The organism is Candidatus Allofournierella merdavium (assembly GCF_944382735.1).
Classification (GTDB): Bacteria; Bacillota; Clostridia; order Oscillospirales; family Ruminococcaceae; genus Allofournierella_A; species Allofournierella_A merdavium.
The window spans coordinates 18,744-45,566 of sequence record NZ_CALWND010000002.1; the positions used below are offsets into that span (position 1 = coordinate 18,744).

26 protein-coding genes and 1 tRNA gene are annotated in these 26,823 nt (G+C 62.7%); 23 read left to right on the forward strand and 4 right to left on the reverse strand.

Features of this window, described 5'->3' with window-relative positions; translation table 11 throughout:
* Nucleotides 1–6: 6 nt before the first annotated feature.
* Together ACH2A7_RS01475 and ACH2A7_RS01480 are read right to left on the reverse strand one after the other, a co-directional pair.
* Complete coding sequence (locus tag ACH2A7_RS01475) at nucleotides 7–819, reverse strand: transporter substrate-binding domain-containing protein (protein ID WP_394959354.1); 813 nt, start codon at nucleotides 817–819, stop codon at nucleotides 7–9.
* 201 nt (nucleotides 820–1,020) lie between these two features.
* A complete protein-coding gene (locus ACH2A7_RS01480) occupies nucleotides 1,021–1,779 on the reverse strand; it encodes an esterase family protein (RefSeq protein WP_394959357.1) in 759 nt (252 codons plus the stop codon).
* Between the two features lie 210 nt (nucleotides 1,780–1,989).
* Here ACH2A7_RS01480 and ACH2A7_RS01485 point away from each other — a divergent pair, with 210 nt between their 5' ends.
* The 8 genes from ACH2A7_RS01485 (at nucleotide 1,990) to ACH2A7_RS01520 (ending at nucleotide 9,796) form a co-directional block, all read left to right on the forward strand.
* Entirely contained in the window at nucleotides 1,990–3,051 is a 1,062-nt protein-coding gene (locus tag ACH2A7_RS01485; RefSeq protein ID WP_394959733.1) for a PTS transporter subunit IIC, read from the forward strand.
* Nucleotides 3,052–3,201: 150 nt separating this feature from the next.
* A complete protein-coding gene (gene rpsB, locus ACH2A7_RS01490; protein ID WP_394959359.1) occupies nucleotides 3,202–3,936 on the forward strand; it encodes a 30S ribosomal protein S2 in 735 nt (244 codons plus the stop codon).
* A gap of 38 nt (nucleotides 3,937–3,974) precedes the next feature.
* Nucleotides 3,975–4,889 carry a translation elongation factor Ts gene (tsf, locus tag ACH2A7_RS01495; RefSeq protein WP_394959361.1) on the forward strand — a complete coding sequence of 305 codons (915 nt, stop codon included), beginning with the start codon at nucleotides 3,975–3,977 and terminating at the stop codon, nucleotides 4,887–4,889.
* Nucleotides 4,890–5,098: 209 nt separating this feature from the next.
* Complete coding sequence (locus ACH2A7_RS01500) at nucleotides 5,099–5,761, forward strand: response regulator transcription factor (RefSeq protein WP_394959363.1); 663 nt, start codon at nucleotides 5,099–5,101, stop codon at nucleotides 5,759–5,761.
* Nucleotides 5,758–6,798, forward strand: a complete 1,041-nt coding sequence (locus ACH2A7_RS01505) for a sensor histidine kinase (RefSeq protein ID WP_394959365.1) — start codon at nucleotides 5,758–5,760, stop codon at nucleotides 6,796–6,798. Before ACH2A7_RS01500 ends, ACH2A7_RS01505 begins: the two co-directional genes overlap by 4 nt.
* Before the next feature lie 21 nt (nucleotides 6,799–6,819).
* Entirely contained in the window at nucleotides 6,820–7,500 is a 681-nt protein-coding gene (locus tag ACH2A7_RS01510; RefSeq protein ID WP_394959366.1) for an ABC transporter ATP-binding protein, read from the forward strand.
* Entirely contained in the window at nucleotides 7,497–9,341 is a 1,845-nt protein-coding gene (locus tag ACH2A7_RS01515; RefSeq protein ID WP_394959368.1) for an FtsX-like permease family protein, read from the forward strand. The genes ACH2A7_RS01510 and ACH2A7_RS01515 overlap by 4 nt, the downstream gene beginning before the upstream one ends.
* Nucleotides 9,342–9,490: 149 nt before the next feature.
* Nucleotides 9,491–9,796 carry a YerC/YecD family TrpR-related protein gene (locus ACH2A7_RS01520; protein ID WP_394959370.1) on the forward strand — a complete coding sequence of 102 codons (306 nt, stop codon included), beginning with the start codon at nucleotides 9,491–9,493 and terminating at the stop codon, nucleotides 9,794–9,796.
* A gap of 90 nt (nucleotides 9,797–9,886) precedes the next feature.
* Here the strand turns inward: ACH2A7_RS01520 and ACH2A7_RS01525 are convergent, their stop codons facing one another.
* Nucleotides 9,887–10,468, reverse strand: coding sequence for a xanthine phosphoribosyltransferase (locus ACH2A7_RS01525; RefSeq protein ID WP_394959372.1), 582 nt, complete (start codon nucleotides 10,466–10,468; stop codon nucleotides 9,887–9,889).
* 327 nt (nucleotides 10,469–10,795) lie between these two features.
* On the opposite strand from ACH2A7_RS01525, the gene ACH2A7_RS01530 reads away from it, so the two are divergent.
* The 10 genes from ACH2A7_RS01530 (at nucleotide 10,796) to ACH2A7_RS01575 (ending at nucleotide 18,673) form a co-directional block, all read left to right on the forward strand.
* Nucleotides 10,796–12,001, forward strand: a complete 1,206-nt coding sequence (locus ACH2A7_RS01530) for an ABC transporter substrate-binding protein (protein ID WP_394959374.1) — start codon at nucleotides 10,796–10,798, stop codon at nucleotides 11,999–12,001.
* A 200-nt stretch (nucleotides 12,002–12,201) separates the two neighbouring features.
* Nucleotides 12,202–13,089 carry a branched-chain amino acid ABC transporter permease gene (locus tag ACH2A7_RS01535; RefSeq protein ID WP_394959376.1) on the forward strand — a complete coding sequence of 296 codons (888 nt, stop codon included), beginning with the start codon at nucleotides 12,202–12,204 and terminating at the stop codon, nucleotides 13,087–13,089.
* Between the two features lie 10 nt (nucleotides 13,090–13,099).
* Nucleotides 13,100–14,209, forward strand: coding sequence for a branched-chain amino acid ABC transporter permease (locus tag ACH2A7_RS01540; RefSeq protein WP_394959378.1), 1,110 nt, complete (start codon nucleotides 13,100–13,102; stop codon nucleotides 14,207–14,209).
* Nucleotides 14,210–14,212: 3 nt separating this feature from the next.
* Nucleotides 14,213–14,974 (forward strand): ABC transporter ATP-binding protein, encoded by a 762-nt coding sequence (locus ACH2A7_RS01545; RefSeq protein ID WP_394959380.1) that lies wholly within the window; start codon nucleotides 14,213–14,215, stop codon nucleotides 14,972–14,974.
* 3 nt (nucleotides 14,975–14,977) lie between these two features.
* Nucleotides 14,978–15,694 (forward strand): ABC transporter ATP-binding protein, encoded by a 717-nt coding sequence (locus ACH2A7_RS01550; protein WP_394959382.1) that lies wholly within the window; start codon nucleotides 14,978–14,980, stop codon nucleotides 15,692–15,694.
* A 130-nt stretch (nucleotides 15,695–15,824) separates the two neighbouring features.
* Nucleotides 15,825–16,118, forward strand: coding sequence for a hypothetical protein (locus tag ACH2A7_RS01555; protein ID WP_394959384.1), 294 nt, complete (start codon nucleotides 15,825–15,827; stop codon nucleotides 16,116–16,118).
* Between the two features lie 109 nt (nucleotides 16,119–16,227).
* Nucleotides 16,228–16,319: transfer RNA gene (locus ACH2A7_RS01560), tRNA-Ser, on the forward strand.
* Between the two features lie 59 nt (nucleotides 16,320–16,378).
* The gene (locus ACH2A7_RS01565; protein ID WP_394959386.1) at nucleotides 16,379–17,164 is read left to right on the forward strand and encodes a GH25 family lysozyme; all 786 of its coding nucleotides are present in this window, start codon (nucleotides 16,379–16,381) and stop codon (nucleotides 17,162–17,164) included.
* Between the two features lie 113 nt (nucleotides 17,165–17,277).
* A complete protein-coding gene (locus ACH2A7_RS01570) occupies nucleotides 17,278–18,006 on the forward strand; it encodes an NAD-dependent protein deacylase (RefSeq protein WP_394959388.1) in 729 nt (242 codons plus the stop codon).
* Between the two features lie 97 nt (nucleotides 18,007–18,103).
* Nucleotides 18,104–18,673: a DUF3267 domain-containing protein gene (locus ACH2A7_RS01575; protein ID WP_394959391.1), complete on the forward strand. Its 570-nt coding sequence runs from the start codon at nucleotides 18,104–18,106 to the stop codon at nucleotides 18,671–18,673.
* Nucleotides 18,674–18,795: 122 nt separating this feature from the next.
* Here ACH2A7_RS01575 and pyk read toward each other — a convergent pair whose 3' ends face one another.
* Nucleotides 18,796–20,538, reverse strand: coding sequence for a pyruvate kinase (gene pyk / locus ACH2A7_RS01580; protein WP_394959735.1), 1,743 nt, complete (start codon nucleotides 20,536–20,538; stop codon nucleotides 18,796–18,798).
* 229 nt (nucleotides 20,539–20,767) lie between these two features.
* Here pyk and ACH2A7_RS01585 point away from each other — a divergent pair, with 229 nt between their 5' ends.
* The 5 genes from ACH2A7_RS01585 (at nucleotide 20,768) to ACH2A7_RS01605 (ending at nucleotide 26,707) form a co-directional block, all read left to right on the forward strand.
* Nucleotides 20,768–21,943 (forward strand): phosphopentomutase, encoded by a 1,176-nt coding sequence (locus ACH2A7_RS01585; RefSeq protein WP_394959393.1) that lies wholly within the window; start codon nucleotides 20,768–20,770, stop codon nucleotides 21,941–21,943.
* Between the two features lie 125 nt (nucleotides 21,944–22,068).
* A complete protein-coding gene (locus ACH2A7_RS01590) occupies nucleotides 22,069–22,878 on the forward strand; it encodes a YdcF family protein (RefSeq protein WP_394959395.1) in 810 nt (269 codons plus the stop codon).
* Between the two features lie 39 nt (nucleotides 22,879–22,917).
* Nucleotides 22,918–23,721, forward strand: coding sequence for an ABC transporter ATP-binding protein (locus tag ACH2A7_RS01595; protein WP_394959397.1), 804 nt, complete (start codon nucleotides 22,918–22,920; stop codon nucleotides 23,719–23,721).
* 15 nt (nucleotides 23,722–23,736) lie between these two features.
* Entirely contained in the window at nucleotides 23,737–25,260 is a 1,524-nt protein-coding gene (locus tag ACH2A7_RS01600; RefSeq protein ID WP_394959399.1) for a hypothetical protein, read from the forward strand.
* Nucleotides 25,247–26,707: an ABC transporter permease gene (locus ACH2A7_RS01605; protein WP_394959401.1), complete on the forward strand. Its 1,461-nt coding sequence runs from the start codon at nucleotides 25,247–25,249 to the stop codon at nucleotides 26,705–26,707. Before ACH2A7_RS01600 ends, ACH2A7_RS01605 begins: the two co-directional genes overlap by 14 nt.
* Nucleotides 26,708–26,823: the final 116 nt, after the last annotated feature.

Sequence of the window (26,823 nt, forward strand, 5' to 3'; positions counted from 1 at the left end):
TTTCGATCAGGCGCTCGGTTCCAGCGTGACCAGCACCGAGGGATACTTTTCCGACAGCGCCGCCACGGTGCCGTCGTCGGTCAACTCCTGCAGCGCGGTGTTGATCTTTTCGGTCATGTCGCTGCCCTTGCGCAGGCCGATGCCGTACTCCTCCTTGGAGAGTTCGATGCCGTCCGCCACCATCAGGTCGGCGTAGTCGGTGCCCTCGCCCACCGAGGCGTAGGCCATCACCGCGTCGATCACCGCCACGTCGGCGGTGCCGGATTTCAGTTCCAGCAGGGTGTCGCGCTGGGCCTGCACGGTGGTGAGCTGGGCGTCCTTCAGCACGTCCTCCGCTTCCACGCTCTTCTGGCCCGCGCTGCCCGCCTCCGCCACGATCTTCGCGTTTGCCATGCTGGCAAGGTCGGTGTAGACGCCGGCGTTGGCGCTGTTGATCACACAGACCTGCATGTTGCCGCTGTAGGGGACAGAGAAGTCCATATTCTCCTTCAAATCGTCCGAAATGGTCATGCCGTTCCAGATGCAGTCGATGTTTTTGCTCTGGAGTTCAAACACCTTCTGATCCCAGTCGATCTCCACGAACTCCGGGGTGACACCCAACTTTTCGCACACCACCTCGGCCAGTTCCGTGTCAAAGCCGATCAGCTTGTCCGGGTTTTCCGGGTCGTAGTAATTCATCGGCTCAAACAGGGTGATGCCGATCTTCATGGTGCCCTTTTCCTTCACATACTCCCAGTCGGACTCGCCGGTCTGCCCGCAGCCGGCCAGCAGGGAGGCGGCCAGTACGGCGGAGGTCAAAAACGATACAGCCTTTTTCATGGTGTTCCCTCCAGCAAAGCAAAATGCTTTATTACTTTATCATGCTAAAAGCATAACATATGGGGGTTCGGATTGCAATAGGGCAGAGGGAGCCCGGTCCAAAATCGGTGTTCCACACAATCGCGGCGGCACAGAAGGGGGAGCGATTGTGCGAAAGCGACAAAAAAGCCGCGCGGGATACCCTGCGCGGCATGAAAAGCGTTATGTACGGGGCGCGCCATCCGGGGCGTCCAGCATCCGGGGGAACAGCACCGCCAGTTCCTTCTGCCACCAGGGCCAGTCGTGGCTCACGTCCGTGCCCCACAGATCGGTGCGCACCGGCAGGCCCCTGGCCGCCAGCGCGGCGTCAAAGGCGCGGGTCTCGGCCAGGAAACGGTCCTCATAGGGGCCCTGCCCGCAGCAGAGCAGGAAAGGGCCGGTATATTGGGCAAGCTGGGCGGCGGGGATGAGCCGCAGATAGTCGGTGGGGCTGTTGCGCAGGGTCAGGTCGTCGGCATAGCCGCCGAACCAGCCGCGGGCGGTGTAGCTGCCGGACAGGCAGACCGCGCCGCCAAAAAGGTCCGGCCGGCGCAGATAGAGGTTCGCGGCGTGGCCGGCGCCCAGGCTGATGCCGGCGGCAAGCAGCTTTTCACCGGCCGGTAGAGCGCACAGTTCCCGGGCGCGGGGGACCAGCTCCCGGGTGAGCCAGCAGAACCAGCGCTCCTGGTTTTCCGCGCGCCGGCGGCCCTCGCCGTCGGAAAGCCAGCTTTCGGCGTCGATGCTGTCGGCGCAGACCAGCCGCAGCCGGCCCGCGTCGATCAGAAAGCCCAGCGCGTTCACAAGGCCCCGGTCCTCCCAGTCGTAGAAGCGCCCGCCCTCGCAGCTGAAGGCAAGGCACACCGGCCCGCCGTGTCCGTAGACCTTGAATTCCATCTCCCGCTTCAGATATTCGCTGCGCTCCTTATAATATTGTATGACCATGGTGTGTGCACGCCCCTTTTTCAGCACTTTCATTCAGTATAGCAAAAGCGGGCGACGGCGGCAAGGGATTTCACTGTGCTTGACAAATTCCCGGGAAAGAATACAATATGCTACAACTTCGCACAAAACGCGGGAGGGGAAAGAATCATGTACACAGAACAGAAGAGCCCGGCCAAACCGGGCAGGCCGCGGCAGCGGCTGGCGGAGGCACTGGCCGCCATCCGGGCGTATGCGGACGCAAAGAACGTGAAGATCAGCGCCAGACGCTACGGTGTGGACGCCATGGGCGCCATGGCCCAGGGCCTCTTTGCCTCGCTGCTCATCGGCACCATCCTGAACACGGCGGGCACCCAGCTGGGGCTGGAACTGCTCACCCAGATGGGCGGCTTTGCCTCGTCGGTGGCGGGGCCCGCCATGGCGGTGAGCATCGGTTTCGCGCTGAACGCCCCGGCACTGGTGCTGTTCTCCCTCATCACCGTGGGGCGGGCGGCCAACAGCCTGGGCGGCGCGGGCGGGCCGCTGGCGGTGCTGGTCATCGCCATCCTGGCCTGCGAGGCGGGCAAGCTGGTCTCCAAGGAGACGAAGGTGGACATCCTGGTCACCCCCCTTGTGGCCATCTTTACAGGCACGGCGCTGGCGCTGTGGTGGGCGCCGGCCATCGGCAGGGCGGCCTCCGCCGTGGGCACGGTCATCATGTGGGCCACCGAACAGCAGCCCTTCGTCATGGGCATCGTGGTCAGCGTGATCATCGGCGTGGCCCTCACGCTGCCCATCTCCTCAGCGGCCATCTGCGCGGCGCTCTCCCTCACGGGCCTTGCCGGCGGCGCGGCAGTGGCCGGCTGCTGCGCGCAGATGGTGGGCTTCGCGGTGCTCTCCTTCAAGGAGAACCGCTGGGGCGGGCTGGTGAGCCAGGGCCTCGGCACCTCCATGCTCCAGATGGGCAACATCCTGAAAAACCCCCGCATCTGGCTGCCCGCCATCCTCACCAGCGCCGTTACCGGGCCGCTGGCCACCTGCGTGTTCCGGCTGGAGATGAACGGGCCGGCGGTCTCCTCCGGCATGGGCACCTGCGGACTGGTGGGGCCCATCGGCGTGTACAGCGGCTGGGTGGCGGACGTCGCCTCCGGTGCGAAAGGGGCCATCACCGCTTTCGACTGGACGGGCCTTGCGCTGATCTGTGTGGTGCTGCCGGCGGTGCTGTGCTGGCTGCTGGGGACCCTAATGCGCCGCAGGGGATGGATCCGCCCGGGCGATCTCGCGCTGGAAAGCTGAAAAAAACGCAAAAAAGCGCTTGTAATCAACGATCGCTTGTGGTATACTATATCGGCAATACGCACGCATTGCTTTGCTTTTTTGTGCCCGCAGGGGTTGAAAAGCATGCATGCAATGCGGAGGAAAAACAATTTATTGGAGGATTTGACAATGGCAGTAGTATCTATGAAGCAGCTTCTGGAAGCCGGCGTGCATTTCGGTCATCAGACCCGCCGCTGGAACCCCAAGATGGCGAAGTACATCTTCACCGAGCGCAACGGCATCTACATCATCGACCTGCAGAAGACCGTGAAGAAGCTGGACGAGGCGTACAACTTCGTGCGTGAGGTCGCGGCCGACGGCGGCGAGATCCTGTTCGTGGGCACCAAGAAGCAGGCCCAGGAGTCCATCCGCGACGAGGCCACCCGCTGCGGCATGCACTATGTGAACGCCCGCTGGCTGGGCGGTATGCTCACCAACTTCCGCACCATCCGCAAGCGCATCGACCGCATGGAGCAGCTGCACAAAATGAGCGAGGACGGCACCTTTGATCTGCTGCCCAAGAAGGAAGTTGCCAAGCTGGAGCTGGAGATCGAGAAGCTGGAGAAGTTCCTGGGCGGTGTGAAAGAGATGCACGGTCTGCCCAAGGCCATGTTCATCGTTGACCCCCACAAGGAGCGCATCGCTGTCTCCGAGGCCCGCAAGCTGCACATCCCCATCGTGGCCATTGTGGACACCAACTGCAACCCCGATGAGATCGACTATGTGATCCCCGGCAACGACGACGCCATCCGCGCCGTGAAGCTGATCGCCGGCGCCATGGCCGACGCCGTTCTGGAGGGCCGTCAGGGCCAGCAGGACGCTCCTGCCGAGGAGACCGAGGCCGCTGAGCAGGCCGAAGCCTGAGACCGATCGACAAAGAGACAGGAAAGGGGATTTCTAAAATGGCTTTTACCGCACAAGACGTGAAGAACCTGCGCGAGCAGACCGGTTGCGGCATGATGGACTGCAAGAAGGCGCTGACCGAGGCCGGCGGCGACTTTGAAAAGGCTGTGGAGTACCTGCGTGAGAAGGGCCTGGCCGCCGCGCAGAAGAAGGCCGGCCGCATCGCCGCCGAGGGCATGGTCTATGCCTGCGTTGAGGGCAATGTGGGCGTTGTTCTGGAAGTGAACGCCGAGACCGACTTCGTGGCCAAGAACGAGATGTTCCAGACCTTCGTGAAGGACGTGGCCGCCGTTGTGGCCCAGCAGAACCCCGCCGACGTGGACGCGCTGCTGGCCTGCAAGATGGGCGACGAGACCGTGGAGGCTGCCCTGAAGGAGAAGATCCTGGTCATCGGCGAGAACATCAAGATCCGCCGCTTTGTGCGCTACGAGGGCGTGTGCGCCGCCTACATCCATGCCGGCGGCACCCATGCCGTGCTGGTGCAGTTCGACACCACCCCCGAGGTGGCTGCCAACCCCGCCTTCGCCGCCTACGGCCGCGACGTTGCCATGCAGATCGCCGCCGCCAACCCCGGCTACCTGTGCGAGAGCGAAGTGCCCGCCGAGGTGCTGGACAAGGAGAAGGAGATCCTGCTGGCGCAGATCGCCAACGATCCCAAGAACGCCAACAAGCCCGACGCCATCAAAGAGAAGATGGTCCAGGGCCGCATCGGCAAGTTCTACAAGGAGAATTGCCTGGTGGATCAGGAGTTCGTCAAGGATCCCGAGCTGACCGTTGCCAAGTACACCGACAAGGTGGCCAAGGAACTGGGCGGCGACATCAAGATCGTCAAGTTCACCCGCTACGAGAAGGGCGAGGGCCTGGAGAAGCGCGTGGACGATTTCGCCAGCGAAGTTGCCGGCATGGTGAAGTAAGCCAAGACCTGTAAAGGTTGAATGATTCACAAAGAGAGTGAGCGGACCGCTCACTCTCTTTTTTTGTGCCGCGCGGTATGCGGCTTTGCGCAAGGGACCGTGGAGAACGGCGGGAACGAAGCCCGCGCGGCAATGCGCTGTGTGACGAAACCGTCACCCGCGCGGCCGAAAAATGCATTATACTAAAGGGGAAAGGGGGAGAAGAGACCATGAACGTGCTGCTTGTGGAGGACGAGGAGGCCATCTCCCGTCCGCTGGCGACACTGCTGCGCACCGAGGGCTGGAGCATCGAGATCGCGCCCACCGCCGCCCGCGCCCGGGAACGGATCGGCGCGTGCTCTTTTGATGCCGCCCTCATCGATCTTGGCCTGCCGGACGGCAGCGGCTACGAGGTGTGCCGCGCGGTGCGGGCGGCGGGGGATGCGGCGGTGATCATCCTCACCGCCCGCAGCGATGAGGACAGCGTGGTGCGTGCCCTGGAGGAAGGGGCGGACGACTATGTGGCAAAGCCCTTCCGCGCGCGGGAACTGGTCAGCCGTCTGCGGGCGGTGCTGCGGCGGCGGGGCGCAAAGCCGGCGGCGGTGTTCGGCGCGCTCACGGTGGACGCCCGCTCGGCCCAGGTCACGCTGGACGGCGCTCCCGTCCAACTCACCGCCCAGGAATACCGTCTGCTGCTGCTTCTGGTCTCCCAGGCCGGGCGGGTGTGGGAGCGCGGGCAGCTGCTGCAGGCCCTGTGGGACGAGGGCGGCGCCTTTGTGGAGGACAATACTCTCACCGTCACCGTCAAGCGGCTGCGGGAAAAGCTGGGCCGGGAGGGCGCGCGCGTCGTCACCGTCCGGGGCATCGGCTACCGATGGGAGGATAAGCCATGAGAAGCCGGGAAGCAAAAACCTTTTTGCTGGAGATCCTGCTGGCCGGGGCGCTGTCCGCCGCGGCGGGGGCGTTTTTCTGCGACGCGGGCGCGGCGCTCTTTGCCGCGCTGTGCGGCGCCGCCTGTCTGGCACTGGCCGCCGGGTTCTGCACCCGGCGCGCCCGGGAGATCGACCGGCTCTCCGAGTATCTCGCCAGCGTCTACACCGGCGGCCGCATCCTGGACATCCGCACCCAAAAAGAAGGGGAGTTGAGCGCCCTGCGGGACGACATCTACAAGATCACCACCGTCCTGGGCGAACAGAAAGGGGCGCTGGAGGCGGACAAGCGCCTGCTGGCCGACTTTCTGGGCGACGTGGCCCACCAGCTGAAAACGCCTATCGCCGCCATCCTGCTGCAGACCGAACTGTGGGAGGGCGAGGCCGTGCCCCCGGAGGAAAAGGCCGCCTGCGCCCGCCGCGTGGCAGAGGCAGCCGAGCGGATGCGCTGGCTGGTGGAACAGCTGCTCAAACTCTGCCGTCTGGACGCCGCCGTCGTCCGGTTCGACCGACAGCCTGTCGACGCCGGCGGACTGCTGCGGGAGGCCGCGCGGCTGGTCGGGCCGCTGTGCGCGGACCGCGGCGTGTCCTTGCGGGTGGAAGAGGGGCAGGCCCGCTGCCTGTGCGACAGGGCGTGGACGCTGGAGGCGCTGACGAACCTGGCAAAGAACGGGGCGGAGCACACGGATGCCGGCGGCACAGTGAGGCTTTCCTGCGAAGGGAATACGCTTTACACGGAACTGGCGGTGGAGAATGACGGCCCGCCCATTGCCCGGGAAGAATTTCCCCACCTGTTCCAGCGGTTCTGGCGGGGCAGGGACGCCGCCCCCGGCAGCGCGGGCATCGGCCTGGCGCTGGCAAAGGCCATCGCCCAGGGGCAGGGGGGAACGGTGCGGGCGGAAAACGGGCCCCACGGCCCCCGCTTCGTGCTGCGCTTCTATTCGGATGACCAAACTGTCACCCGCCCGTCACCGGGCAGTCACCCCGGCGGCGTATCCTGAGAGGCGAAAGGAAGGGATACCATGTCGTTTTTACAGGTGGAACAACTCACAAAAGTGTACGGCGCGGGGGATGCGGCGGTGCGGGCGCTGGACGGCGTGTCGCTGACCGTGGAGCGGGGCGAGTTCGTGGCGGTGATGGGGGCGTCCGGGTCGGGCAAATCCACGCTGCTGCATCTGCTGGGCGGGGTGGACAGGCCCACTTCCGGCCGCATCACCCTGGACGGCGTCTCGCTCTATGACCAGAAAGAGGAGGAGCTGACGGTGTTCCGCCGCCGGCAGATCGGACTCGTGTACCAGTTTTACAATCTGGTGCCGCTTTTGACGGTGGAGGAGAACCTCACCCTGCCCCTGCTGCTGGACGGCCGCTCCGCCGACCCCGCCCGGGTGCTGGACCTGCTGGCCCGCCTGGGCCTGGAGGGCAAGCGCCGGGCCTTTCCGGCCCAGCTTTCGGGCGGTCAGCAGCAGAGGGTGGCCATCGCCCGCGCCCTCATCACCCACCCGGCGCTGCTGCTGGCGGACGAGCCCACCGGCAATCTGGACTCCGCCGCCAGCGAGAAGGTGATGCGGATGCTGGTGCGGCTCAACGAGACCACCGGCCAGACCATTGTGATGATCACCCACGACGAGACGCTGGCATTGCAGGCCAGGCGCATCCTCCGCCTGCGGGACGGCCGCATCGTGAAAGACGAGGTGCGGGCATGAAAGCGATGTTCCTCATCACCTGGCGGCAGTGGCTGCGGGGCGGCGCGCGCACCTGGTTCGTGGCCTTCTCCGCCCTGGTGTGCTCGGCCATGCTGGCGGCGGTGCAGTTCGGCGGCCTTTCTCTTGCCGCGTCTTTTCAAATGGAGTCCGGTTTTTCCCAGATCGTGCTGGCGGCGGCACAGCTGGTGGCGGCGCTGCTGGTGGTGTTTCTGGCGGTGCTGCTGCGGGGCGCCTTTGTGATGTCCCTGGCCCAGCGCACCCGGATGCTGGGCCAGCTGGCCAGCGTGGGGGCCACCCGCCGCCAGCTGCGCCAGAGCGTGTGGCTGGACGCGCTCTTCCTCTCGGCCTTTTCCGCGCCGCTGGGGGTTGCGTGCGCGGCGGGCGGGCTGGCCGTCACCTTCCGGCTGCTGGCGCCCTTCCTTGAGGAATTGACGGTGCGGGGCGTGCGGGAGGTGCATCTCATCATCACCCCCGGCGCGGTGGCGCTGGCGCTGGCCTGCCCGGTGATCACCCTGCTGCTGGCCGCCAGAGGCGCGGCCCGGCGTGCGGCGCGCCTGACGCCCATCGAGGCGGTGCGGGGCGCCGCCGAGACCCCGCCCCGCAGTGTCCGGCGCCATGAACCCCGCAGCGCGGCCGCCCTGCTGGCGAGCCGCAGCGTGCGGCGGGCCGGCGGGCGCTTTCGCACCCAGGTCAGCGTCATCGTGGTGTGCGCGCTGCTGATCTGTATGGCGGATGGCTTTTGCCGCGGCCTGCTGCAGGGGTACGAGAGCCAGTTTGCAACCTATTCCTACCGGGTCTACCTCTGGGCGAAAAACATCGACACCGCCCAGCTGCTCACAAGTCTCCGGCAGACGGCGCACAACATTACCGGCGACGACGTTTGGGTCACCGAGCGCACCGGCTGGCGCGTGTGGGAGAGCGAGACCCGCAGCGCCGTCCTCATCACCCTGGACGACGAGAGCTTTGCCCGGTGGTACGGCGGCGCGCTGCCCGAGGCGCAGGGCGGCCTCGCCTGCGTGTACGCCCCGCCGGAGGACGGCCGGGCGGCGTTTTCCGCCGGCGAATCGCTGAACGAGGGCACGGAACAGGCTATGGCGGTAACAGACGTCTGCACCTCGCCGCTGCCGGCGGGGGTGCTTTGGCAGAACACCTACATGTCCATGTATCCCAATGGGGTGCTCGTCACCAGCCAGGGCGCCTTTGACGCGCTGCGGGGCACGGCGGTCACCGGTGAGGACAAGCGGGAATTCGAGTTCTTTGTGGACACGGAGGACTCTTCCCGTCTCACCCCCGCGCTGCAACAAACGCTGGCGGAGCTGGGCGCCAGTGAGCGCTACGCCGGCGGCCAGACCAACACCGGCTGGCAGATCGAGGACCTCACTCCCACCTCGCCCACCCGGGTCTACCAAAAGGCGGTGCGGGTGCTGTTGAACGTTTTTGCCGGCGGATTTGAGGTTCTGGCGGCGCTGGGGTGTGCCGCGGCGCTGCTGGGTTCCATCGGCGCCGAGACCCAACTGCGCCGGCGGGAGTTCGCCCTGCTGCGCAGCGCAGGCATGGCCCGGAGAGATGTGGCCTCCATGCTGCGGCGGGAAACGCTGCTGCGCTGTGCCTGGGGCCTTGGGATAGGTCTGCCGGCGGGCGCCGCGGTCTGGCTTTGCGCCGCCCGGTGGCTGCTGGGCAACTATATGTTCGGTCACACGCTGCCCGCTCTGCTGGTATCGGTGCTGCTCTGCGCCGGCGCCATCGGGCTGGGCACGCTGCTGGTGTGCCTTTTGGCCGAAAGCGGCGCGGTGCGCACCGCCCTCTCCAGTGATATCCGAAGCGACCTGCTGCGCGAGTAAGATGCCTGGGCGGCAACAAGGGCGCCGGGCAGCTTCGCACGACCCGCGGGCAGTGAATAAAGTGTTTTTTTATTCGATGCCTTGCAATCTGAAAGAGATTGTGTTAGACTTTAGTTGAGTAAAAAGTCAAAGGATGTGCGAGGTGTATCATGGTTGAGAAAGCTCGTCTGAAAAATCAAACCACCAAAGCCCTGTTTGAAGCGATCCTCTCGCTGGAAAATATGGAGGAGTGCGATACCTTTTTTGAGGACCTCTGCACCATGAAGGAACTCGCCGATATGGCGCAGCGCCTGGAGGCGGCCAAGATGTTGCTGGACGGCAAGACCTACGAACAGATCGTCCGGGAGGTGGAGATCAGCACCGCCACCATCAGCCGCATCAATCGCTGCATCCAGTACGGCAACGGGGGCTATGCGCTGATCATCAACCGGCTCAAGGAAAAAGAGCAGGCCTGAAGAAACCAAAAAACACGGCCGGCCGCGAAAGCGGCCGGTCGTGTTTTTTAAGCGAAACGCACCTGCGCCCGCACCCGTTTTTTCAGTGCCTCACGGCTGCTGGCGAAACCGCAGGTTGCCCTCGTCGTCCATGTAGTCCACAATGGCGAGGCTGGTGAGTTTGTAGCCCTGGCTGCGCAGTGCCTTGCCGCCGGGCTGGAACCCCTTTTCAATGGCGATGCCGATGCCGCCCACCGTGGCGCCCGCCTGCTTGCACACGTCCAGCAGGCCGTGCATGGCCTTGCCCACCGCCAGGAAATCGTCCACGATCAGCACCTTGTCCTGCGGGCCGAGGAATTTTTTGGAAAGGGTGATGTCGTAGTCCCGCCCATAGGTGAAGGAATGAACGGTGGAGGTGTACACATCCCCGTCAATGTTTTTGCTTTTGGCCTTCTTGGCAAACACCACAGGCACATGAAAGTGGCGGGCGGTCATGCAGGCGATGGCAATGCCGGACGCCTCAATGGTAAGGATCTTGTTGATCCCGTCGTTCTTGTAAACATCATAAAACGCCTTGCCGATCTCATCCAGCAGCGCAACGTCCAACTGATGATTCAAGAAACAATCCACCTTCAAAACATTGCCGGGGCGAACCTGCCCCTCCCGAATGATCCGTTCTTCCAGCAACTGCATACCAGCAACTCCTACCTTTATGGAAATAATACACCTATTATGACAAAAAACGCCGCCTTTTTCAATGGCCTGCGCAAAGAAAACACAGCCGCGGCCGGAAAACCTGCTTCAGCGGCTGTTCTTTGTCGTCGATGGTCAATTATTTGAAAAACAAGGCGAAAAATTTATGCAAAGTATCCACTATGCCGCTTTACAACGGTAAAAAGTATGTAAAAATAGCGAATTGTATCTTGCGGCGAATGTGATTATAATGTTAGGAAACAAAGATTCGGGAAAGCGACGGAGGAGCGCTGCTCTCCCGGATCCCCAAAACAGGAGGGAACACATATGAAAAAGTTTTTGAGTGCCGCGCTGGCGGCCGCTATGGCGTTCAGCCTGGTGGCCTGCGGCTCTACCCCTTCGTCCTCCGCGGGTTCTGCGCCCGCTTCTGAGGGCACTTCCGCCCCCGCCTCTGCTTCTGAGGGCGCTTCCGCCACCGGCGGCGTCTTCAAGATCGGCGGCATCGGGCCCACCACCGGCGGCGCCGCCACCTACGGCAACGCTGTGAAGAACGGCGCTCAGATCGCCGTGGATGAGATCAACGCCAAGGGCGGCATCCAGTTCGAACTGAACTTCCAGGATGACGAGAACGACGTTGAGAAGGCCGTGAACGCCTACAACACCCTGAAAGACTGGGGGATGCAGGTGCTGCTGGGCACCGTTACCACCCAGCCCTGCCTGAGCGTTGCGCCCGAGGCTGCCGCGGACAACATGTTCCTGCTGACCCCGTCCGCCTCCAACGTGGACGTCATCGCGGAGGACAACGCTTTCCAGGTCTGCTTCACCGACCCCAACCAGGGCATTGCCTCCGCTGATTACATTGCGGACAACGGCCTGGCTACCAAGATCGCCATCATCTACGACAGCTCCGATGCCTACTCCAAGGGCATCCGCGACAAGTTCGTGGAAGAGGCCGGTACCAAGGGCCTGGAGGTCGTTGCTGACGAGGCCTTCACCGCCGACAGCAAGACCGACTTCTCCGTGCAGGTCCAGAAGGCCAAGGACGCCGGCGCCGAGCTGGTGTTCCTGCCCATCTACTACAATGAGGCCAACCTGATCATTCAGGAGATGGATAAGCAGGGTTACGACGCGCTGATCTTCGGCTGCGACGGCCTGGACGGCCTGCTGACCATCGAGGGCGCCGATCTGTCCCTGTTCGAGGGCGTCATGCTGCTGACCCCCTTTGTGGCGGATGCCGACGACGAGGCCACCCAGGCTTTCGTCACCAAGTACCAGGAGCAGTACGGTGAGATCCCCAACCAGTTCGCTGCCGACGCTTACGACGGTGTGTACACCATCCTGGCTGCCATTGAGCAGTCCGGCGCGACCGCTGATATGGACGCTTCCACCCTGTGCGACGCGTTGAAGGGCGCCATGACCCAGATCACGGTGGACGGCCTGACCGGCGAGGGCATGAAGTGGGCTGCCACCGGTGAGGTGAACAAGGCTCCCCGCGCCATGAAGATCCAGAACGGCGCTTACACCGCGATGTGATCGCGTAAACTCAATACAGCACCAAGGGGGGTGCCGGCGGAAAGCCGGCACCCTTTTTCCGTCAAAAAGGCGGCGCTTGCGCCATTTTTTTCTTGTGCGCACTTTAGAACAGTGCTATAATGAGTAAGATATTTGCGGGCCGGCCCTCCCCGATTTTGGAGGGGCGGGGGAAGGCCGGCGGAAGAAAAGGGGAATCGGGCATGGAGTTACTTTCCTATTTGATCAATGGCATCAGCCTCGGCAGTGTGTATGCCATTATTGCCCTTGGCTACACCATGGTGTATGGCATTGCCAAAATGCTGAATTTCGCCCACGGCGACGTGATCATGGTGGGCAGTTACATCGTGTTTATCGCGGTCAATCAGATGGGGATCCCGCCGCTGGCGGCGGTCCTGCTGTCCATGGTGCTGTGCACGGTGCTGGGGCTGGTCATCGAGCGGTTTGCCTACAAGCCGCTGCGGGGCGCTCCCTCGCTGGCGGTGCTGATCACCGCCATTGGCGTGAGCTATCTGCTTCAAAACCTGGCGCTGCTCATCTGGGGTTCCGACCCCAAGAACTTCACCTCTGTGGTGAATATCCACGCGCTGGAACTGCATCTGGCCGGCGGGCAGATCGTCGTCTCCTCCGAGACGGTGGTCACCATCATCTCGGCGGCGATCATCATGGTGGGATTGAGTGCTTTCGTCAACCACACCAAACTGGGCCATGCCATGCTGGCGGTCTCCGAGGACAAGGGCGCGGCGCAGCTGATGGGCGTGAACGTGAACTCCACCATCGCCCTGACCTTCGCCATCGGTTCGGCGCTGGCGGCGGTTGCCGGCGTGCTGCTGTGCTCCGCGTACCCCTCGCTGCAGCCCACCACCGGCGCGATGCCCGGCATCAAGGCCTTCACGGCGGCGGTGTTCGGCGGCATCGGCTCCATCCCCGGCGCCATGCTGGGCGGCGTGCTGCTGGGCGTCATCGAGATCCTGAGCAAGGCCTACGTCTCCACCCAGCTGGCGGACGCCATTGTTTTCGCGGTGCTGATCATCGTGCTGCTGGTGCGCCCCACGGGCCTGCTGGGCAAACCGATGAACGAGAAGGTGTGAGGTGGCCGTGATGAATGCTTTGAAAAACATGAAAAAGACCACGCGCAGCAATCTGATCACTTATGCGATCGTCGTGCTCTTTTACATCGTCGCCCAAGGCCTTGCCTCGGGCGGCATCCTGAACAACTCCATGAAGGGGATGCTGGTGCCCATCTGCACCTATGTGGTGCTGGCCATTTCCCTGAACCTCACCGTGGGCATTCTGGGCGAGTTGAGCCTGGGGCACGCCGGCTTCATGAGCGTGGGCGCCTTCTCCGGCGCGGTGTTCTGGGTGGTCAGCGGTTCCAACATGCCCTCTGTGCTGGGTCTGGCGCTCTCCATGCTCATCGGCGGTGTGGTGGCCGGCGTGTTCGGCTTTTTGATCGGCATCCCGGTGCTGCGGCTGCGGGGCGACTATCTGGCCATCGTGACGCTGGCCTTCGGCGAGATCATCAAAAATGTTCTGAACACCGTGTATCTGGGCATTGATTCCGCCGGGTTCCATTTCTCCATCAAGGATTCCGCCTCCATGGGCCTGGCGCCGGACGGCGACGTGATCATCAACGGCGCCATCGGCATCAGCGGCATGAAAAAGGCGTCCACCTTCCTGGCGGGCATCATCCTGATCCTGATCACCCTGTTCGTGATCCTGAACCTCATCAACTCCCGCGCGGGCCGGGCGATCATGTCCATCCGCGACAACCGCATCGCCGCCGAGGCCACCGGCATCAACGTGACCAAGTACAAACTGATGGCGTTCATCGTGTCGGCGGTGTTTGCCGGCATGGCGGGCGTTTTGTACGCGCTGAACTTTTCGGCGCTGGCCGCCAAGAAGTTCGACTACAACACTTCGATCCTGGTGCTGGTGTTCGTGGTGCTGGGCGGCATCGGCAACATCCGCGGCTCCATGATCGCGGCCACGGTACTGTATGTGCTGCCCGAACTGCTGCGCGGCGTGGCGGATTACCGCATGCTGGTGTATGCCATTGTGCTGATCGTGATGATGATCTTCAACCAGAGCCCGCAGATCGTGGCCTGGCGCGAGCAGATGGCCGAGCGGATCGCGGAGAACCCGAAGCTGCGTCAGTGGATGGCACGGCGCAAAAAAGATGGCGCGCAGAGCGAGAAGGGGGAGGCGTGAGGTATGGCACTGCTGGAAGTAACCAACCTGGGCATCGCCTTCGGCGGCCTGCAGGCTGTGGCGCAGCTTGATATGAAGATGGAAAAGGGCCAGCTGTACGGCCTGATCGGCCCCAACGGCGCGGGCAAGACCACGGTGTTCAACATGCTCACCGGCGTATATAAGCCCACCGAGGGCGACATCATCCTGGACGGCAGGAACATCACCGGCCAGCAGCCGGCGAAGATCAACCAGGCGGGCATTGCCCGCACCTTTCAGAACATCCGCCTGTTCAACCAGATGAGCGTGCTGGACAACGTGAAGATCGGCCTGCACAACCAGGTCAAGTATTCCATGTGGACCGGCATCTTCCGCCTGCCCGGCTTCCGGGAAAAGGAGCGCCAGATGAACAAGCAGGCGATGCAGCTGCTCAAGATCTTCGATCTGGACAAGGAGGCGGAACTGCCCGCCTCCAGCCTGCCCTACGGCAAGCAGCGCAAGCTGGAGATCGCCCGGGCGCTGGCCACCAACCCTAAGCTGCTGTTGTTGGACGAACCCGCCGCCGGCATGAATCCCAATGAGACGGAAGAACTGATGAACACCATCAAGGCGGTGCGCGACCGCTTTGATCTGGCCATCCTGCTCATCGAGCACGACATGAACTTCGTCATGGGCATCTGCGAGTACATCTATGTGCTGGACTATGGCCGGGTGATCGCGCAGGGCACCGGCGAATCCATCCGCAACAACCCCAAGGTCATTGCGGCATATCTGGGAGGTGACTGATCCATGGGCGAGATGCTTCGCGTGAGCGATATCAATGTCTTTTACGGTTCCATCCACGCCATCCGGGATATCTCCTTCCATGTGAACGAGGGGGAGATCGTCACCCTGATCGGCGCCAACGGCGCGGGCAAAACCACCACGATGCACGCCATCTCCGGCCTTCTCAAACTGAAGAGCGGCGAGATCGATTTCATGGGCCAGAAGATCAGCCACATGGAGGCGCACAAGATCATCCGGCTGGGGCTGGCCCAGGTGCCGGAAGGGCGCCGGGTTTTCAGCCACCTCTCGGTGCAGGAAAACCTGGAGATGGGCGCCTTCACCCGCAGGGACTCGAAGGATGCCATCGCGGACGATCTGGAAAGGGTGTTTGAGCGGCTGCCGCGCCTGAAGGAACGGCGCAAACAGCAGGCGGGCACCCTGTCCGGTGGCGAGCAGCAGATGCTGGCCATCGGCCGCGCGCTGATGTGCAAACCCAAAATGCTGCTGCTGGACGAACCCAGTATGGGCCTGTCGCCGCTGCTGGTGAAGGAGATCTTCCACATCATCGAGGATGTGAACCGGGACGGCGTGACCGTGCTGCTGGTGGAACAGAACGCCAAGATGGCGCTGGAGATCGCCGATCGTGCCTATGTGCTGGAGACGGGCACCATCAAGATGGAAGGCCCCGCCGACGAACTGGCCAACAACATCGAGGTGCGCAAAGCCTATCTGGGCTGCTGAGACCAAAAGAGCAGGGGAACATGCCCCTGCTCTTTTTTGCTGCCGGGCGGAACAAAACGCCGCCCCGGGCATATAGTGGGGTAGTCAACACCAACGTGTTGCCACACCATTTCATCAGGAGGTATGCCTCATGTCTATGCCCGTTATCGCGATGCATTCCAATCCCGTCACCATGTGCCAGGCCGTCACCGACCTGCTGGAGAGCATCGCCCTGGAGGAGACCGCTCTCAGCCATATCCTGAACGCTGAGGGCGAAAAGCTGCAGCGTGTCATCGCCATGGAGGATGTGGATTTCTGTCAGCTGATGGAGGTCAACGAGTCGGTGGCGAATATGGTCAATGTGGTGGCCACCATGGAGCAGGCGCTGAAGGATAAGCTGGAGTTCATCAGCAACAATCTGTATTATCCCGCCCGCGTGGAGTGACCCGGGGAATGCCTGCTGAAAAGCAGGCATTTTTTGCGCCGAAGGGCTTGACAGAATGCGATCTTTTCGGTATTATATATAAGCGGCTTTTGAAACCGCAGTATAAACTGGAAAGATGGCTGAGCTGGTCTAAGGCGCACGACTGGAAATCGTGTGTGGGCCATAAACCCACCGAGGGTTCGAATCCCTCTCTTTCCGCCAGAACGGGGCAGATGCTTTGCGCTTGCCCCGTTTTTGTTTGTGGATACAAGGAGAGACCGATGAAACAGTACTTTCCCTTCCCGCGGCGGTCGGGCGGAGCCCCTGGGCCCTCCAAACCCGCGGTGGCAGTTGGCTTTTTGGCCGCTGTTCTGCTGGCGGCCGCCGCCGTGAGCCTGTGGGTGAGCGGCGGGCTGCCCCGCCTGAACGCCCCCTCTCCGGCCCGATACCCGGTGCGGGGCGTAGATGTGTCCGCTTATCAGGGGCAGATCGACTGGCCGCTGCTCGCGGAACAGGGGATCTCGTTCGCGTTCATCAAGGCGACGGAGGGCAGCGGTTCGGCGGACCCCAATTTCCAGTACAACTGGACGCAGGCGCGGCAGACCGGGCTGCGGATCGGCGCGTACCATTTCTTCAGCTTTGACAGCGGGGCGGACACGCAGGCGGAGAATTTCATCCGGACGGTGGAACCCTTTGAGGGAATGCTGCCGCCGGTGGTGGATGTGGAACTTTACGGCGAAAAAAAGCTGCGTCCGCCGCCCCGTGAGGCGGTGACGGAACAACTTTCGCTGCTGCTGCAGCGCCTGGAAGAACACTATGGCATGCGCCCGGTGATCTATGCCACCGGCAGCGCGTACGAGCGGTATCTGGCGGGGGGCTACGGGGAGTACGATATCTGGATCCGGAACGTCTTTTTCTCCCCGCGCCTGGGAGACGGCAGGGACTGGACCTTCTGGCAGTACACCGACCGGGGCCGGCTGGCCGGTTACGAAGGCGAGGAGCCTTTTATCGACCTGAATGTGTTCAATGGCGCCATAGAAGAATTTGCGGCCTATTCCGGCCGGTAAAACGCCCCGGGAACTTTCGCCCCCGGGGCGTTTCTGATGCGGCCGCAAACCGGAGCGGTACCAATGGAAAGCGCGCGGGGAATGTGGTATGATAAGGCGGGGAGGCGATAAAGATGGATGCACAGCTTGAGCAGCTGGCCGAGATGTTTGGCCGGGCGAAGCGCATAGCGTTCCTGGGCGGGGCGGGCCTTTCGACCGAGAGCGGTATCCCCGACTTTCGCAGCAGCAACGGGGTGTACGCCGCGCTGCAGGCCTACGGCCGGCCGCCGGAGGAACTTCTCAGTCACGAGTTCTTTTTGCGGCACACGGATGTGTTTTTTGATTACTACCGCAAGTATCTGGTCCATCCGCAGGCAAAGCCCAACCCGGCGCACTTTGCGCTGGCGCGGCTGGAACAGCAGGGGAAACTGACCGCCGTGATCACCCAGAACATCGACGGCCTGCATCAGCAGGCGGGCAGCCGCCGTGTGCTGGAATTGCACGGAAGCGTGTACCGCAACCACTGCATGCGGTGCGGAAAGAGTTATCCGGTGGAGTCGGTGCTGTCGGCCGATGCGGTGCCGCACTGCGACTGCGGCGGGATCATCAAGCCGGACGTTGTGCTCTATGGCGAGGGCCTCGACCCGGCGACGCTGACCGCGGCGGTAGAGGCCGTCTCGCAGGCGGACATGCTGCTGATCGGCGGTACGCAGCTGTCGGTGTATCCGGCGGCGGGGCTTGTGGATTATTTCCGCGGCAGGGATCTGGCCGTCATCAACCTCAGCGTCACCCCCCGGGACGCCGAAGCCGCGCTGACCATCCGCCGCCCCATCGGCGAGGTGCTCGCCGCGGTGGTGCCGTAAACGCCGCGCGTCGGACCCGTCGGCATTCTTCAGTATGCCCTGCGCCCTGCGACCCGCCGCGGGGCGTTCAATTGTGCTGAGAAACGGAGAGGAAACCATGAGAAAACACTGCTTTCAGCAATTGCCCCGGGAATATCAGGAGATCCTGCACCTCGACCTGCAGAACGATCCGAAGCTCATCCTGCTGGTCAACGGCCTTGCCACCGTCATTGCCCTGGCGATGTTCGCGGCAGGCTTCTTGTTCACGCCCATGTTTGCGGTTTTCACCAGCCCGCCGACACTGGCGGCGTTTCTGGTCTGCTGCGTGCTGTATTTGGTGCTTCATGAACTGGTGCACGGCCTCTGTATGAAGTGGTTCGGCGCAAAGCGGGTGCGGTTCGGCTTCACCGGCCTGTACGCCTTTGCCGGCAGCGATGAGTACTTTACAAAAGGCGCTTATGTTGTGGTGGCGCTGGCCCCGGTGGTGGTGTGGGGCGCTGTGCTGCTGGCACTGAACGTTTTCGCCGGGGAGAAGCTTTTCGGGCTTTTTTATCTGATCCAGCTCATCAACGTTTCCGGCGCGGCGGGAGACCTGTATGTGTGTTTTCGCTTTTGGCGTCTGCCCAGGGATATCCTGGTGCGGGACACCGGCGTGTCCATGACAGTCTACGGCCCCGAAGGAGCGTGACCTTTTTACCGAAAAGGGTGGCGGCGGCCCTGAACGCGCCGCGTAAAAAAAGACCTCCCCGCCAAACAGGGCGCGGGCCTGCGGGCCGCGCTCTGTAAAACGGGGAGGTCTTGCTGTTGTGATCAGTTGGCCATGCTCTGCACGATGCCGCGCTCGCAGTCCACCGAGACCATGGCACCGTCTTTCAGGGTGTGGGTCGCGCCGGAGGCGCCCACCAGCACCGCCTTGCACAGCGTCAGGCCCACGATGGCGGCGTGGCTGTTCAGGCCCGCTTCCTCCACCACGATGGCGCTGGCTTCACGCATGGCGTCCAGCATCTCGTTGTTGGTGTAGGGGACCACCAGCACGTCGCCCTTGCGGAATTTTGCCTTGACGTCCTGGTTGCTGCGGCAGACGCAAACCGGCCCCTTGGCGTTGTGCTCGCCGATGCCCACGCCGTTCAGCAGCGAGTCGCCCACCATGTGCACCTTGAGCATATTGGTGGTGCCGGAGATGCCCACCGGCACGCCGGCGGTCACCACCACCAGGTCGCCGGTGTGCACAAGGCCGGCGTTCTCGGCGGTCTTGACCGACAGTTCGATCAGCTCATCGGTGTTGTGGGCGTAGGGCATCAGCAGGGGAGTGACGCCCCAGGACAGGGACAGGTGCCGCTGGACCCAATCGTCCACCACGCAGGCGATCACCGGGGTGGAGGGCCGGCCCTTGCTCACCAGCCGGGCGGTCTCGCCGCTCTTGCTCACGGTGATGATGGCAGCGGCCTTCACGTCCGCGGCGGTGGTGCCGGCGGCGTGGGCGGTGGCGCCCACGATGCTCATGCGGGAATCCACCGGGGCCTTGCGCATACGGCTGAAGTAGCTGGCGTCGTTTTCGGTGCGCTCGGCGATGGCGGCCATGGTGCGCACCGCCTCCACCGGGTACTTGCCGGCGGCGGTCTCGCCGCTGAGCATGATGGCGCTGGTGCCGTCGTAGATGGCATTGGCCACATCGGTGATCTCGGCGCGGGTGGGGCGGGGGTTCTCGATCATGCTCTCCAGCATCTGCGTGGCGGTGATCACCGGCTTGCCGCTGGAAAAGCTGTGATAGATGATCTCCTTCTGGATGACAGGGATCTCGGTGAAATCGATCTCCACGCCCATGTCGCCGCGGGCGATCATCACCGCGTCGGCGGCGGTGAGGATCTCGTCGATGTTGTCCACACCCTCGCGGTTCTCGATCTTGGCGATGATGCGCATGTGGGAATTGTGGCTGTTCAGCAGCCGGCGAACTTCCTGGATGTCCTGGGCGCTGCGGGTGAAGCTGGCGGCGATAAAATCGAAGCCCTGCTCAATGCCGAAGAGGATGTCGTCCTTGTCCCGCTGGCTCATATAGGGCATGGAAAGGGAGATGCCCGGCACATTGACGCCCTTGCGGTCCTTGATGACGCCGCCGTTGTCCACGCGGCAGGTGATGTCGGTGTCGGTGAGCTTGGTGACCGTCAGGCTGATAAGGCCGTCGTCCAGCAGCACGGTGCTGCCCACCGTGAGATCGGCGGGCAGGTCCTTGTAGGTGACAGCGCAGCCCTCGGCAGTGCCTTCCACCTCGCGGGTGGTGAGGGTGAAGGTCTGGCCTTCCTTCAGTTCGGCCTGGCCGCCCTTGAAGGTCTTGAGCCGGATCTCGGGACCCTTGGTGTCCAGCAGGGCGGCAACGGGCTGGTTCAACTCCTCGCGCAGGCGCTTGAGGGTGTCCAGTCGGCGCTTGTGCTCCTCATGGCTGCCGTGGGAAAAGTTGAAGCGGGCCACGTTCATGCCGCTCAGGATCATATCACGAAGCACTTCTTCCCGGTCCGTAGAGGGACCCAGAGTGCAAACGATCTTGGTTTTACGCATTCTGTTCATGTAAAAACCTCCCCAAAAGAACAATTGCCAAATCAGGCTAGCATATATTATACACCCGATTGCAAGCGCGTCAAAGGCTGCGCGGCATTTTTTTGAAAGTTTTAACGATGCCGCTCGAACACCAGAGGAAAACTCTGCTTTCCGGCTTAACTTCTCGCGGGGAATATTGTATAATGGAACCATCTTCAGACATTCACCGCTGCAAGGAGGTAAAGATATCATGACAAAACGCGTGTTTCTGATCGTGCTGGACAGCTTCGGCATCGGCTATGAGCCGGACGCGGACAAATTCGGCGACGTGGGGGCCAACACCCTGGCGTCCATCGCCAAAGACCCGGGCTTTCAGGTGCCCAACATGGCGCGCCTGGGCCTGTTCAACCTGGACGGTGTGTGCTGCGGCGAACCGGTGCATCCGGTGGCGGGCAGCTGTGCCCGCCTGCGGGAGGCCAGCAACGGCAAGGACACCACCATCGGCCACTGGGAGATCGCCGGCATCGAGAGCGACCGGGCGCTGCCCACCTATCCGGACGGCTTTCCGCCGGAGGTGATCCAGCAGTTTGAGAAGCTCACCGGCCGCAAGGTGCTGTGCAACAAGCCCTATTCCGGCACCGAGGTGCTGAAGGACTACGGTGAGGAGCACATGCGCACCGGCGCGCTGATCGTTTATACCTCGGCGGACAGCGTGTTCCAGGTGGCGGCCCATGAGCAGGTGGTGCCGCTGGAGCAGCTGTATGCGTACTGCCAGATGGCCCGGGATATGCTCAAGGGCGAGCACGGCGTGGGCCGGGTGATCGCGCGGCCCTTCGTGGGCAGCTGCGCGGCGGATTTCAAGCGCACCTCCAACCGCCACGATTATTCTTTGAAGCCGCCCGCCAAGACCATGCTGGACTACCTCAAGGCCGCCGGCAAGGATGTGATCGGCGTGGGCAAGATCTACGATATTTTTGACGGCGAGGGCGTGACCGAGAAGATCCGCACCAGCGGCAACACCGAGGGTATCAAGGTCATGCTGGAACTCGCGGACCGGGACTTTGAGGGCCTTGCTTTCATCAACCTGGTGGACTTCGACATGGTCTATGGCCACCGGCGCAACATCCCCGGGTACGCCGCGGCCGCCACCGAGTTTGACCGGGGCCTGGGCACGCTGCTGGAGAAGCTGCGCCCCGGGGATGTGGTGATGATCACCGGCGACCATGGATGCGATCCCGGGTTCACCAAGACCACCGATCACACCCGTGAGTATGTGCCGCTGCTGGTGGCGGGCCCGGAGGTGAAGCGGGACAACAACCTCGGCACCGTGCTGGGATTCGGCGCCATCGGCCAGACCGTCTGCACGGCGCTGGGGGTCGAGGCAAAACTGGACGGAGAGGATCTGAGCAACAAAATTCTTCTGTGATCGAACGCTGGATGAAATATTATCCGCGGGCGATTCGTTTACGCAGTGACGCTCTTTACGAGGAATGAGTATCTGTGCCGGAATGGAACCGCCGGCCCGCGCGGCAGGAGGGGGAGCCACATCCCTTGAAAAGGAATAAAATGCAGATCAGGATCATCATCGTGTGGGCGCTGGCCGTCCTTCTTCTGGCCGACAGTGTGCTGCGCAGCTTTCGCTCCAATTTCAATTTCGGCCTCCTGCTGATGTATCTCCTCACGGCGGCGCTGTGGGTGTACGCGGTCTTCCACCGCCCCATCGACGCCTTCTGTTCCGCCGGGGTGGGCCGTTGGCTGAAGATCCTGTTCTTTTGCGGGGCGGGTGTATTCTGCCTGCTGCTGGGTTTTGTGGCCGTCAGTGGCTACGCCGTCGGCGCAGGCGGGAACGAGCGGGCCATTGTGGTACTGGGGGCGGGCCTGCGAAAGGATACCCCTTCCGATCTGCTGCGCCGCCGGCTGGACGCCGCGTTTGCCTACTGGCAGGAGCACCCGGAGGTGGTGATCGCGGTCACCGGCGGGCAGGGCAACGGCGAGACCATCCCGGAGGGGGTGGCCATGGCCCGCTATCTGGAGGCCAAAGGCGTGCCGGCGGAGCAGATCGTGGTGGAACAGAAGAGCACCTCCACCGAGGAGAATCTGCTGTTTGCCAAAGAACTGTTGGCGCAGCGGGGCATCGGCGCGGACGAACCCATGGCGGTGGTGACAAACGCGTTCCACTGCTATCGCGCCCGCTGTTATGCCCGGCTGGTGGGGTTTGAACAGGTCAGTTCCATCCCGGCCAGCATCGGGCTCAACTCGGTGATGCCCTGCTACATGCGGGAGGTGTTCGCCGTGCTCTATTACTGGGTGTTCAAGTCCAGCCAAAGCAGTTGGATCAGCCCGCTTGTGGGGCTTTTATAACGACCGCGGCCGCCAGGGCCGCAGCGAAGAGGTGAAAGAATGGCGCCAATCATCTGCGTGGAGCATCTGCGCAAGGTGTACCGGGTGGGCAAGGAAAAGGTGATCGCCCTCAACGATGTGAACCTTGCCATCGAGCCCGGTGAGATCTGCTGCATCGTGGGCCCTTCGGGCAGCGGCAAATCCACCCTGCTCAACCAGCTCGCCGGGCTGGAAAAGCCCACAAAGGGCAGCGTGTACATAGGCAAACACGAGATCAGCGCGATGAACGAGAACCAGCTGGCAAAGTTCCGGCAGGCCCACCTGGGGTTCATCTTCCAGAGTTACAATCTGCTGCCGAACCTCACGGCCGCCGAGAATGTGGCGCTTCCGCTGATGTTCAGGGGGATGCCGCGGAAAAAGCGGTTGGAGCTGGCCAGGGCGGAACTCAAGCGGATGGGCCTGGGCAAGCGCGCGAACCACAAACCCACCGAGATGAGCGGCGGCCAGCAGCAGCGCGTGGGCATCGCCCGGGCGTTTGTGGCAAAACCCAAAGTCATCTTTGCGGACGAGCCCACCGGCAACCTGGACTCCACCACCACCCGGCAGGTGCTGTACCGGATGCTCACCATGGCGAAGGAAAACGGCATCACCTTTGTGATGGTCACCCATGAACGGGATCTGGCCGATGTGGCGGACCGGGTCATCACCATCCGCGACGGAAAGGTGGAGAGCAACATTCTCGTTGACGAACAGGAGAAGGCGCAAAAACAGGCCGAACTGTTCAAGGATATTCTGGAGTCGAAACAGCAGGCGCCGCCGGAGCCTCAGACCACCGTCCCGGCAGACAGTATCACCGACGAATGAGAGAGGAAATTACCCATGAAACAGACCACCGGAAAAATCACAAGCCTTGCGCTTTCCCTGGCCCTGGCGCTGTCACTTTTTGCGGGCATGACCGCTTTTGCGGACGATCCGGCTGCGGCTCCCGCGGCGCCTTCCACGCCGTCCGCGTCCCAGAACGCCGCGAACACGGCGCCGGCTCCCGCCAACAGCGCCCCCACAAATTCCACGGGCACTTCGAGCGGTGCTCCCGCGTCGGGCAGCGCTTCCGTATCCAGCAGCACGCCCGCGGTTCAGGCGCCGTTCATCTCCAACTACAGCGTGGATGTGAAGAACGACAGCCAGCTTTTCCCCGGCGGCAAAGCGGACATCACCATCACCGTGGTGGATGAGTGGGCGGACAGCCACGGCGTCCAGCTGCGCGCGCGCATCAACACCGGTTCCTTTGTGGGCAAGGACGCGATCGAGCCCTACGCTGAGGCGGATCATGCCATCCACGCCTACAAATTTGAATTCAAGGACATCGAGTACACCGGCGGCGACAACACCTTCAAATTCGATATCATCACCGAGGACCCGGTGAACGTCCGCGAGATCGTGACGCTGAGCCTGCCGGTCAACCAGTGCGCCGAGCGGCCCGAGCCCACGCCGTCGCCCTCTCCGGCCCCGGCGGAGGTGCCCAAGATCATGGTGAAGGACTTCACCTTCGGCGGCACCAGCGTGGAGGCGGGCAAGGAGTTCACCCTGGAACTGACCCTGTTCACCACCAGCGGCAACACCAATCTGGAAGACGTGATGGTGGGGCTGACCTTCCCGACCGATTCCAAGAGCATCAGCCTGGCCAGCGGCAGCATGAACACCTATGTGGGCACCATGGCGCCCGGCGCCACCAGCACCATCAGCTATAAGATGGTCACCGACGCCACGATGAACCCCGGCGCGGTGAGCATCACCGTGCAGCTGACCAGCAAAAACGGCGAGGCGGTGTCCTCGCCCATCTCCATCCCGGTGACCCAGCCCGAGCGGTTTGAGATCACCAACATCGAGGCCCCCGAGACCATGATGATGGGGGAGGAGGGGTATCTCTCGGTCACCTTTGTCAACAAGGGCAAGAGCTCCATCAACAACCTCACCGCCGAGATCCAGGGCGAAAACCTCGCCAATCCCGGCCAGAGCCAGTTCCTTGGCAACGTGGCCGCCGGCACCGAAAACTCAGTGGATTTCAGCGTGATGGCCTCCGCCGAGGGCGTGATCAGCGGCAAGGTCATCCTGAGTTATGAAAACGCCAAGGGCGAAACGACCTCGCTGGAAAAGGAATTTTCCTGCACGGTACAGGCGATGCCGGCCATGGATGACCCCGGCATGATGGATCCCGGCATGATGGATCCCGGCATGATGGATCCCACCATGGGCGAAGACGTGGGCGGCGGCATGCCTGTCTGGGGCTGGGCGCTGATCGTGGTCGGCGTGGGCGCCGTGGCGGCGGTGATCGTGGTGGTGATCCGCAAGAAGCAGGCGGCAAAGAAGCTTGCACAGCTGGAGGATGAAGATGAAGATATCTGATCTGCTGCGTCTCAGCACGGATAATCTTCGGCGGCGCAAAGGCCGCACCGCCCTGACGGTCATCGGCGTGGTGGTGGGTACCTTCGCCATCATTGTGATGATCAGTTTGGGCATCGCCAGCAACGCCCAGAACGAAGCGATGCTGCAAAGCTGGGGTGACCTGACCCAGATCCAGATTTACAACTATGCCTACGGCGCCACGGGAGATACTCCCAAGCTGGACGACGAAATGCTGGAGACCTTCCGCAGCCATGAGCATGTGGTGGCCGCAACGCCGTTTTACTCCGCCAATTCCATCAACGGCAGCATCCTTGCCGGCAAGGGCGATCGCTACGAGGCGTATATGTGGGATTGCTACGGTGTGGATATGAACGCACTGGAGGCAATGGAGTTCCAGCTGCAAAGCGGCAACTGGATCGCCGAGGACGTGAACCTGGGAAAAAAGAAGATCCCCGTGCTAGTGGGCGCCAACTTTGCCTATCAGTTCCAGGATACCCGCAAAAGTTACAACAGCGGCAAGCGACAGCGCTGGGCGGGGCAGACTGACTCTCTGGGAAACCCCGTTCCGCCTTTCGTGGATATCAACAAGGATAAACTCACCCTGAAGCTTACCGCCTATGACACGAATGGCAACGAAAAATCCAGCGAGTATCAGCTGGTGGTGATGGGGGTGTTCGTGTCGGACACATCCAAGCACTATTTCACCGAATCCGGCATCGCCATGCGTGTGGCGGACATGAAACTGCTGGAAAAGGAATACCAGCGCCTGAGCGGCAACAAAAACACCTCCTCCGGCAGTGTGATGATCTCCAACGGCACGGTCATGCGGGAGCAGGACAACGGCTATCAGGAAGTTTATGTCAAGGTGGACGATGTGGACAACGTGGGCGCCGTGGAAGACTGGATCCACGACATCGGCTATGAGCAGACGAACTCCCTGACCCAGATCCGCGAGGAGATGCAGGCCAGCGTCGTCAAGAGCCAGATGATCCTGGGCGGCACGGCGGCGGTGGCGCTGCTGGTGGCGGCGCTGAACATCGCCAACACCATGATGATGTCCATCTACGAGCGCACCAAGGAGATCGGCGTGATGAAGGTGCTGGGCTGCGAGGTGGGCAAGATCCGCAATATGTTCCTGGTGGAAGCGGGCGCCATCGGCCTGCTGGGCGGCATCATCGGCGTGGCGCTGAGTTACGCTGCGTCGGCCATCCTCAACAACATCAACACCATCGCCGCGCTGTTTGGCGGCGGCGGTATCGACATGAGCGGCCTGCTGAACAGCTTGGGCGGCATGTACGGCGGCATGGGCGGCGCGATCTCAATCATCCCGCCGTGGCTGGTGCTGCTGGGGCTTGGATTCTCCACCCTGGTGGGCATCCTGTCCGGCCTGTGGCCGGCCATCCGCGCCACCAAGATCAGCGCCCTGGAAGCCATCCGGCACGAATAAGCAAACACATCCGGGCGGGACCCTCGCGAACGGGGGCCCCGCTCTTTTTGCCCTTTCAGCGCCGCGTCTGCCGGCAAAGGCCGCAAACCGGGGCGAAATCCCGCATATACATATCT